This window comes from Tenacibaculum sp. TC6, from assembly GCF_050606265.1.
In the GTDB taxonomy this organism is placed as follows: Bacteria; Bacteroidota; Bacteroidia; order Flavobacteriales; family Flavobacteriaceae; genus Polaribacter.
Genome location: NZ_JBOCUK010000034.1, coordinates 26,607 through 36,884, shown reverse-complemented (window position 1 = coordinate 36,884; position 10,278 = coordinate 26,607). Strand labels below are relative to the sequence as shown.

Sequence of the window (10,278 nt, the reverse complement as noted above, 5' to 3'; positions counted from 1 at the left end):
CAACGTATATCATAACCTTACTCTACGCTTTTTCTTTCTGGTTTTTATTACTAAATTTAAACAATTGCTAACTTAAGCGGTATATAGCAAATAGGTCGTTTAGTGATTTCCGAAAGTTTAATACTATTTAACAACACCGCCAAATCGTTGATTTGGCTTTTAAAATGAATAAGATAAAAACAAAATACAACGTTTTGGCTCAGTGTTAATTTGAATGGTTATCCCTTTTTACTGCCCCACTTGCCTTATACAAATCGTTAGTATACATTTGAGATAACTTTTCTAAAAATAATTATTGTAACATTCTGTCTTTAAATCAGTCTTTTGAATAAATTAAAGAATTAATATATGAGATTATTAACAACACTACTATTATTAAGTATTTATTCTATTTCTTTCGCACAGAGAACAAAAATCATACAAGCATTTAAGCATCATTCTGTTATATTAAAGAACGATACAATAAACTATCATACATATTCAAAAAGGAGTATTGATTCAACAAAAAATGTATTACTATATATCCAAGGTTCAAAGGCGATGTCTCTCTATCAAACAATGGAAGAAGATGGGAAGACCTACGTTGGAACGGTAATTCCTCTTGATTTCAAACTCTTAACAGATGATTATTTACTTGTGGTAATTTCAAAAAAAGGATTTCCTTTCATAACAGAAATGGACAAAGAATATCCTATTCCAAAAGCATATTATGAGAATCAAACTTTAGCTTACAGAGCTTCCCAAGCTAATCAGGTAATCAACGACCTACTAAAAAATCATAAAAATCAGTTCCAAAAAATTATAGCACTTGGACATTCTGAAGGTAGTGATGTTGTGGCGAAATTGGGAACGATAAACAAAAAAATTACGCATTTTGGATATTGGTCAGGTGGTGGAAATACGCAATTTATTGACTTTGTAACTTTTATCAGAAAAGATGTTGATAAAGGAAACTTGACCGAAGAACAAGCAAAATTGAAAATCGATTCGTTATTCATAGATTTAAAGAACATTATAGCTAATCCAAATGCTACAGATAAGTTTTGGCAAGGAAACAACAATAGTTATAAAAGATGGAGTGGTTTTTCAGAGCCACCAATTGAAAATTTATTGCAAATTGAAAAGCCAATATTTGCAGCAATCGGGACAAAAGACCAAGCAGTAGCACTTGAATCGGCTTATTTAATTCCGATAGAGTTTATAAGACATCAAAAGAACAACCTAACTTTTAAAGCGTATCCAAATTTAGACCACATATTTGGAAAAGAAATGGGAAACGGAAAATTTGAAAAACATTTGAATGATGTCTTTATAGATTTTTTAAGTTGGGTAAATGAAAATTGATAAACGTATACTAACAATGCCTATAAATAATTGCTTGTTCTCGCGGATTTTCAGTTTGGTGTATACTTGCTAAATGAACTACTAAAACATACAATTACGCATAGCTTAAAACTCAACCATTACTAACAACTATCAACATGGACAGAACAAAACTAAATATAGTAATACAAAATAAAAGAGAAAGAAATCAACAATTAATAACCCAAATCAAATTTTTAGAGCTTGTAGAAAAAGAACTTTCCAAAACTAAACTAAAACGTTTTTTTAGTACTACTTATCTTATAATAAAACGTTATACACTTATACTACTTTCATTATTGTTAATTTTTACCGGTTTATTAATTTACACCAATACGCAATGGGTGTATAACCATACAGAAATTGACGAATATTTAGTTAAAAATATACATAATAAATATAAAGAAATTGCATCAAAAGCTTTTGTAGAAACATTAGATAACCTTAAAAACACAAGTAAAGTAACTCCTACATCTCTTTTTGAAAGTGCTTTAATTGGAATTGGTATTGATAACGTTTTTGAAGATGAAGTTTATAAAGTGATTATCTCCATTTCAATTGTATCAATTATTATCGGGGTATTGTTGCTTTATATTTCAAGATTAACAAAGAAAATAAGAATACGAAACAAACAAATATCAGAATCAGAAAATAAAATTGAACTAATTTTAAAAGAATTTAAAAATATTCTTAATTCTGAAAAAGAAGAACTTACAAAACTTGAAGAAATTTACGAAAATAGAATTGTTGGTGAAGAATCAAGAAGGTATAATTGAAACGACATAAAAACTTTTTATAACATTGGTAACTGTTGCACAAGAGGTAAAAACAATAGATAAAAAAGAAGCTTTTTAAGGGCTTCTTTTTTAGATTAGCCCGCCTTTTGTTAGAAAACTAAAAAGGGTAATTTGAAGAAAAATTTATTTAATGATTACTCAACTATTCATGTAACATTTAATAAAAAATCTACACTAATGATTTAATGATTAAAGACATCTTATTTCAAATTAACTACGCTTTTTCTCAAATATCATTTAATAAAAAAAAGAAAGCAGACCAACAATTAAAAGAATCTTTTGGAAAACTAAAAGATGGTTCCTTTGATTTTGAGCTCATTGAAAAATATTTCAGAAACAAAGACAATTCCAAAGCACACCAAGTGTTATCAGATAAGACCTGTAACGACTTGGATTTTGATGATTTATTTATGTTTCTTGACCGTACAACTTCAAAAGTGGGGCAACAGTACCTTTATAACAATCTGCGCACCCTAAACGTAAATGAAAAACAAACTCGGTTAAATGAAGAACTCATAAACGAGTTAACAAACAATCCGGAAGTAAGAATATCGGTTCAAAAAAAAATTAAGAATCTACATCATAAAGAGGCATACTATATCACAACGCTTTTTCAAGAACAACACATATCGCCTCCTAAATGGTTTTTTGTTATCCCCTTATTATCATTTACCAGTTTAGGTTTACTTATTTTAGGATTTTTTAATCCATTATTTTTCGTGGCTTTAGTAGGCGTATTTTGTATAAACTTTGTACTTCACTACTGGAACAAAAATAACTTGGTTCAATATGTAAGTTCTATTCCTCAACTTTTAAAACTGAATGCAGTAGCTTCCCATTTATTTGCCAACCCTTTATTCAAAAAAATAAATCCTGACTTGCCAGCGTCAATCAAATTAATCAATGAAGTTAAAAACAGGATGTCTTTTTTTCAACTCGAAGCCAAACTTCAAGGAGAATTTGAAATTATAGCTTGGCTATTTTTTGAGAGTTTTAAAACAATGTTTTTACTTGAACCATTGTTATTATTTGGTGTTTTAAAAAGGTTAAACACTAAAAGAGAAGAAATAGAAAACGTTTTTAAATTTGTTGGGCATATTGATGCATTGATTTCAATTGCATCTTTACGAAAAGGACTTGATACATTTTGTTTACCAACAATTAATGATGGTAATACAATAGCTACTGAAGAGATTTACCATCCGTTAATTTTTAACTGTTCAACAAACAGTATAAAAATAGCGGAAAAGTCCATACTACTTACAGGATCAAACATGTCCGGTAAAACCTCTTTTATTCGTGCAATTGGGCTTAATGTTATAACCGGATTAACAATTAATACGTGTTTTGCTAAATCAATCACTTTTCCATTGTTAAAAGTGTTTTCTGCTATTCGAATAAGTGATGATCTTATGAATGATAAAAGTTATTATTTTGAAGAAGTGGTAACGGTTAAAGAAATGCTTAAAGAAAGTATGAACGGAAATAAGAACCTCTTTTTATTAGATGAACTATTTAAAGGCACTAATACGGTAGAACGTATTGCTGCCGGAAAAGCTGTTTTATCTACTCTTGCTAAACAATCTAATAAAGTACTCGTTTCAACACATGATATAGAATTAACGGATATGCTTTCTAACGAATATGATTTGTATCATTTTAGTGAAACAGTAAATAACAAAACTGTTGGGTTTGACTATAAATTAAAAGAAGGAAGACTCACAAACAGAAACGCAATTAAAATACTTGAAATTAATGAGTACCCTAAAGAAGTTGTTAGTGAAGCTATTGAAATTTCAAAAGAATTAGATAAAATTTATACTGTTAAAAACACTGTACGTAATAATGATACTCAGTACACAAGTAGCTAAAGAAATAAAATCTCTGAAAAAACTGTTCTTTTAATGATTATTGGTAGGTTCTAAATGTAAGTACGTAACTATTAAAAATCCGATAATAAAAACTAAATACCAAAACAAAAGCCCTAATGTTTTTACCGTTTGGGCTTCTTTTAATTTTTTATCAAAACCATATTTTTCAAAACGGTTCATTTCAGCTATTGTAAAATGATCATCTCTATACCTTGGCCTGGGAGTAAAAAACGGTAACAAGAAAAACGACCACCACTCTTCATGAGTTAAGGGTTCATTTTTTCTCGCCTCTTGATTTTTTTTAAAACGTACATATTCTTGTTCTAGCTCTTCTCTTTTTTCAGGTGTTAAATTTCTGGAATTTAATTCTTGTTCTGCCTCTCGTTTAATCGATCGTGATATTCCGGTATATATCAAATCTAACAACTCAAAATTAGAACATTCGGGTATTGATTTTCCTTTCATGTTTTTGTGTAATTCTCCTCTAACATCTCACCAATAAAAATTCAATCATAAATAACTAACACATTTTAACACGAAGTATCCGCTATAATTTTCCACTCACCGTTTATTCTTTTAAAAATAATCATAAAAACTCCGTTAGCATCGCCAATGGTTCTTGCTAAATGATATTCACCCATTACAAAATAAGCGCCGTTTTCTATTTTAGAAATATCGTTAATGGTAAAATTTAAGGTACCTGAATGTTCTTGGGTTGGATACCCTTTTTTGTAATTATCCAGTGTTTTTTGCCAACCAAACGTTATACCATTACGTCCGTAAAATTTTAACGAGTCACTTTTCCAATAGCCCTGCATAAATCCTTCTAAATCGTGATTAGACCAGGCTTTTTCCTGCGCTTTCATTACCGCTAATATTTCTTGTTTTTCCTGTTCTTCGGGTATTTGCTCTGTTATCGTTTTCTCTTCTGTAGTTGGTTTTACAGCTTCTTTACACGAAAAAAGGGTAGCAATCACTACTAAGGTCAGTATAATTCTTTGTTTCATACAAATAAATTTAATTTAAACTTTTATTTTTTAGTGTTTTAATAGTTATCAAAGTTCTTTTAGGTTAATCAAATATAGTAAAGTTCACTTAGGGTGTACTACAAATTTCCTTTCGGTTCATTACGAAGCAGTGGTAACGACTGAAGTAATTTCTCGATTCAAAGAGACTGCCACAGCAAAAGTGTTTGCTTCACTGTGACGGTCTTACACTCGTTCAGTTCACAAGCAAACTAACAAAATTCTAAACGCTTATTTTAGTGTACTGCATAAAATCCTCTTGAAAAATCTTGTCTAAGAAAAACAGGAGTTCGTCTGCATTCTTCAATGAAAACACCAAAGGCGGTTTAATTTTTAAGACATTATTATCCGGACCGTCGGTACTCATTAATATTTTATGGTCTTTCATTCGGTTGGCTAAATAAACAGCCTGTGCTGTCAGTGGCTTTTTATCGGTTGTTACCAACTCAAACCCTAAAAACAATCCTTGCCCTCTAACCTCTCCTATCATTGGATATTTTTCAGCCAAAGTTGTAAGTCCTTCTTTTAAATAATTACCTACCTCTAAAGCATTTTCCTGAAGTTTTTCATTCTTTACGGTTTGCAATACACTGGTTCCAATAGCGCACGATACCGGATTCCCTCCAAACGTATTAAAATACTCCATTCCGTTTGCAAATGCTTCTGCCACTTCCTGTGTGCAGGCTACTGCTGCCAGTGGGTGCCCGTTGCCTAAAGGCTTACCAATGGTAACAATATCCGGCACCACATTGTATAATTGGAATCCCCAAAAGGTTTTCCCCATACGGCCGCAACCGGTTTGTACTTCATCTGAAATACATAACCCGCCTTCTGCTCGTACATGCTCATAAGCCTTTGCTAAAAATCCTTCCGGTAGCTCTATTTGCCCACCACAAGAAATTATGGGTTCAATAATAAACGCCCCTACCTTTCTGCCATTTTCTTTAATATGTTTAAGTTGTTTGGCTACTTCTTCTGCATATTGCTCTCCGGCATCTTTTCCTGTATATTTTCCTCTAAAAGTATCAGGCAACGGAATAATATGGGTATGTTCCGGTGCACCGTTGCCTCCTTTTCCATCAAATTTATATGATGAAATATCTATACACATATTCGCATTTCCGTGATAACCAACTTCTGAGGCTATGATATCTTTTTGCCCAGTAGTTGCTTTTACCATACGTATGGCTAATTCGTTAGCCTCTGAACCGGAATTGACAAAATGCAACACATTTAACTCGGGTGGTAACGTGGCAATTAATTCTTTAGCTAGTTGATTAATATTTTCATGCAAATACCTTGAATTGGTATTTAAAACTGCCATTTGTTGCTGTCCTGCTTTTACAACGGCAGGATGCTCGTGCCCAACGTGCGCCACATTGTTAACCGTATCTATGTATTTATTTCCGTATTGGTCTAATAAATACACGCCCATCCCTCGTACCATTTTTATCGGCTTTTTATACTGAAGGCTTAAACTTTTACCTAAATGTTGTTTTCTGTAATGGGTAATTTCTTCATTGGTTTTTTTGGTTAACTGCTGAAAATCTTCTGATTTAAACAGTAAATTAGGATTAGGACATATACTTTTCCAAACATTAATTTGAGAATAATAAGCTACTCCCGGAAAGTCGTTTTCATAATTCAACATAGAAAGCAGTACTTGAAAATGTAAATGGGGTACCCAGCTTCCGTTTTCTTCTGTGGTTCCCAAAAATCCTAAGCAACTTCCTTTTTGTATGATATCACCCACTTTTTTATTTGCTAAACTAGCCAATGATAAATGACCGTATAAAGTGTAAAATTCAACCGCTTCTACCTGATGTTTTACTATAATAAGTCCACCGTACTCCTTGTATTTATTATTATTGGTTACTGTAGTAATTACTCCATCAAACGGAACATGTACAGGGGTTTCTGCAGGTAACCAAAAATCGATTCCTAAATGTATGGTTCTGCTTTCTCTACCGTAATTCCCCATGGTATCAAAATCATCCGAAGTATATAAAGATCTGGGCTCTAAATACCCTCCGGCAATTAACTTACCAGAGTGTTCTTTTTGTAATTGTTGCAGTTTAAACTGAAAAGCATCTAAATCGTTACACTCGGCATAATTTCCCAACCACAGGCTTTCTACGCTTAAATCTAACGGATAAACGGCTTCTTTTTGAATGCTTGGAAATAGGGTTGAAAATCCTATTTGTTGCTTCTCTGCCCATTCTTTAAATGCTTTTTCTTTAGGGTGTGCGGTAAAGCCACAGGCTTCTCTAAACGAATATTCTGCAAATTCCGCAGCAATATTTTTCCATTTTTTTAAAAGTTGCCAAGCCGGTTTTTCGGAAATCAATAAGTAGTCGTTATCCGGTTCTTTTTGTTTATTAATGGCCGATTTGGTCACCGAAATTACCAAACGCATGGCAATAGCATGGTATAAATGTGCTAGCTCTTTTTCTTCTAATTCAAATTCACTATGATATCCTTTTACAATAGGCAACGCCGCTTCTAACGGATTGTTAAAATCCATAATTGCATAGGCACAGGCAATGGCAACATCGTTAATAATTTGGGTGTATATAGCATCTCCAAAATCGATAATTGCTTTTACTTCAGGATTCAGTATTTCTTCTGAAACTACAATGTTATTATCGTTAGCATCATTATGTACAACTGCCTTTCGTAATTGGCTATAGCTTTTATGAGTTGCCTTAAAACTGTTTTGGAAATACTGTAGTATTTCTTTTTCTTCTGTAGAAAATAAATCGAGATATTGCTCCGTCCAACTTCCTTGGGCTATGTCCCATTCAAAAGGTCTGTTGGCTTCCTCATGCGAAAAACCTGTTAAAGCTTTAGTAAGTTTTCCGGCTTCTTTTCCCAGACTGAATCGTAATTCATTGGTTTTTGGATTTACCGAACTCCACAATCTGCCATCTACCCACGTTAATAAGCGTACATATCGTTTATTACCTTCTTTATCTATTATAGCGGCTATTTCATTTCCTTCTATATCTTTAAGTACTTTAGGGCTGTTGTTATCTTTATTGGCTACATAATTTAGCAATCCTTGTTGGTATTCTAAATAGGCAAGGTTTTCTTCCGGCCTTGAAATTTTAAGTATATAGCTGTTTAAATTAGCTACTTTTATTTTAAAGTTAAAGTCAATTTCTCCCGGTAATTCAACGGCTATACCTTTAATATTGAATAGTTCATACAAAATATTCTCTGCCTGTTCTTTACTCATCTTTATATCTTGATATACCATATAAGTTTCTTTTAAGTACAAGTATAATTATATTTTAAAGGTACATGTTTTTAATTAGTTGATTATTTTATAAAACGGATAAATTCCATCATTTACGGGTAATATTCTATCATCTGTTTTTTCTGGAAATACACTACTTTTACTTTTACAACTGCAATTTTTAGTTTATGATTGGAATTGGTGGCTCAACTGCCGCAAAAGAATTAGCCAAAATTACGCCTAAGATTAGTGATATTCAACCTATACAAAAAGAAGAGTTTGAACAACGTATTCAAAAGGCTGTACATTTATTAAATACGCATAATGCTCAGGCCATGTATTTACATGCCGGCACTAATTTATTTTATTTTACGGGTACTAAATGGAACTCTAGTGAGCGTATGGTTGGAGCTATTTTGTACGCCAACGGAAGTTTGGAATATATTGCTCCAAAATTTGAAGAAGGCACTATTTTAGACTTTATGTTGATTGAAGGTAATGTTTGTTGTTGGGAAGAACACGAAAGTCCGTATGAGCTTTTTATTTCTTTATTAAACGAAAAAGGAATTACTTCAGGAACTATTTTAATAGATGAAGCAACTCCTTTTTTTGTTACTAACGGAATTGGGTTATTATCACAGCAATATGATTTTAAAGATGCTAAAACTGTTACTGCTGCTTGTAGAATGATAAAATCTGACAATGAAATAGCTATTATACAACGAGCTATGGATATTACTTTAGAAGTACAAAAAGCAGCTGCCAAAATTTTATATGTTGGTATTAGTACTCAAGAGGTAACTGATTTTATTCATGAGGCTCATAAGCGCTACGGAATTCCTTCCGGGTCTTATTTTTGTATTGTACTTTTCGGGGTAGATTCTTCTTTTCCACATGGTGTAAAAACACCTAAAAAGCTAGAAGAAAATGAAGTTGTTTTAATTGATACCGGATGTAAGTTATACGATTATATTTCTGATATTACCCGAACGTATGTATTTGGAACTCCTACAGAAAAACAACGTTCTATTTGGAATATTGAAAAAGAAACTCAACAAGCGGCTTTTAATGCTGTTCAACCCGGAGCATTATGCAAAAATGTTGACAATGCTTCCAGAAATGTGTTAGAAAAACACCATTTGGGACCTGATTATAAACTACCTGGATTACCGCATAGAACAGGGCATGGAATAGGTTTAGATATTCATGAATGGCCTTATATGGTTAGTAATGAAACTACCGTTTTAAAACCGGGAATGTGTTTTAGTAATGAACCCATGATTTGTGTACCTGATGAGTTTGGTATTCGCCATGAAGATCATATTTATATTACGGAAACAGGACCAAAATGGTTTACTGAGCCTATGCTTTCTATTGATAATCCTTTTGGGTACTAATAAGTATTGAAAATATAAAAAGTTCTTATATAAGAGCTTTTTATATTTTTACTGTATTTTTTATTCCTAAAAAGTTAATGAAGAACTGTTTAATAAACAACAAATCATTTTTGAGATATTTATAATCACTACCTATCAAAACAAGGAGTTTGTTTTTTCCTTTTAACGAATCAACATAAATATATCCCGAGCTATTACCTTCTTCCTCAAAATCTACATGTACATTTATTTCTAAAATATCTTCTTTAGCTATAAAAACAGCATCTATATTAATTCCTTCTTTAGTTATTAGTACCTGAACATTATTCTCTTTCAAATTAAAATAATCTATTAGATTTTTTAACCCAAAAAATCCTATACCTCCAGATACAACATAATTAATAACTCTTCCAAAGGGTACGTTTAAGAACACTAATAAAAAAAGACATAAAACGGCAATGCTTAAACATAGCACTCCAATAACATACTTTATTTTTAATAGTTTTACTTTTCCTATCGATAACGTATGCTCTTCAATATTATGAGAAAAAACTACGTTATGCCTTTTAAGCTTTAAAGAAAGAATTTCAATCTCTCCCATTTTTTATA

Annotated in this window: 8 protein-coding genes; 4 read left to right on the top strand and 4 right to left on the bottom strand. The window is 31.9% G+C overall.

The window, feature by feature from the left end; all coding sequences use genetic code 11:
• Positions 1 to 558 precede the first annotated feature (558 nt).
• The 3 genes from ACQY1Q_RS14735 to ACQY1Q_RS14725 all read left to right on the top strand — a co-directional run bounded on the left by ACQY1Q_RS14735 (position 559) and on the right by ACQY1Q_RS14725 (position 4,030).
• Positions 559 to 1,344, top strand: coding sequence for a dienelactone hydrolase family protein (locus ACQY1Q_RS14735; protein ID WP_431006088.1), 786 nt, complete (start codon positions 559 to 561; stop codon positions 1,342 to 1,344).
• A 137-nt stretch (positions 1,345 to 1,481) separates the two neighbouring features.
• On the top strand, positions 1,482 to 2,138 hold the full coding sequence (locus ACQY1Q_RS14730) for a hypothetical protein (protein ID WP_431006087.1): 657 nt from the start codon (positions 1,482 to 1,484) through the stop codon (positions 2,136 to 2,138).
• Positions 2,139 to 2,344: 206 nt separating this feature from the next.
• Positions 2,345 to 4,030, top strand: coding sequence for a MutS-related protein (locus ACQY1Q_RS14725; protein ID WP_431006086.1), 1,686 nt, complete (start codon positions 2,345 to 2,347; stop codon positions 4,028 to 4,030).
• A gap of 30 nt (positions 4,031 to 4,060) precedes the next feature.
• Here the strand turns inward: ACQY1Q_RS14725 and ACQY1Q_RS14720 are convergent, their stop codons facing one another.
• The 3 genes from ACQY1Q_RS14720 to ACQY1Q_RS14710 form a co-directional block, all read right to left on the bottom strand.
• Positions 4,061 to 4,495: a hypothetical protein gene (locus ACQY1Q_RS14720; protein ID WP_431006085.1), complete on the bottom strand. Its 435-nt coding sequence runs from the start codon at positions 4,493 to 4,495 to the stop codon at positions 4,061 to 4,063.
• 65 nt (positions 4,496 to 4,560) lie between these two features.
• Positions 4,561 to 5,037: a YybH family protein gene (locus tag ACQY1Q_RS14715; protein ID WP_431006084.1), complete on the bottom strand. Its 477-nt coding sequence runs from the start codon at positions 5,035 to 5,037 to the stop codon at positions 4,561 to 4,563.
• Positions 5,038 to 5,278: 241 nt separating this feature from the next.
• A complete protein-coding gene (locus tag ACQY1Q_RS14710; protein WP_431006083.1) occupies positions 5,279 to 8,314 on the bottom strand; it encodes an aminotransferase class III-fold pyridoxal phosphate-dependent enzyme in 3,036 nt (1,011 codons plus the stop codon).
• Positions 8,315 to 8,481: 167 nt separating this feature from the next.
• Here ACQY1Q_RS14710 and ACQY1Q_RS14705 point away from each other — a divergent pair, with 167 nt between their 5' ends.
• Positions 8,482 to 9,690, top strand: a complete 1,209-nt coding sequence (locus tag ACQY1Q_RS14705; RefSeq protein WP_431006082.1) for a M24 family metallopeptidase — start codon at positions 8,482 to 8,484, stop codon at positions 9,688 to 9,690.
• Positions 9,691 to 9,730: 40 nt separating this feature from the next.
• Here the strand turns inward: ACQY1Q_RS14705 and ACQY1Q_RS14700 are convergent, their stop codons facing one another.
• Entirely contained in the window at positions 9,731 to 10,270 is a 540-nt protein-coding gene (locus tag ACQY1Q_RS14700; protein ID WP_431006081.1) for a hypothetical protein, read from the bottom strand.
• Positions 10,271 to 10,278: the final 8 nt, after the last annotated feature.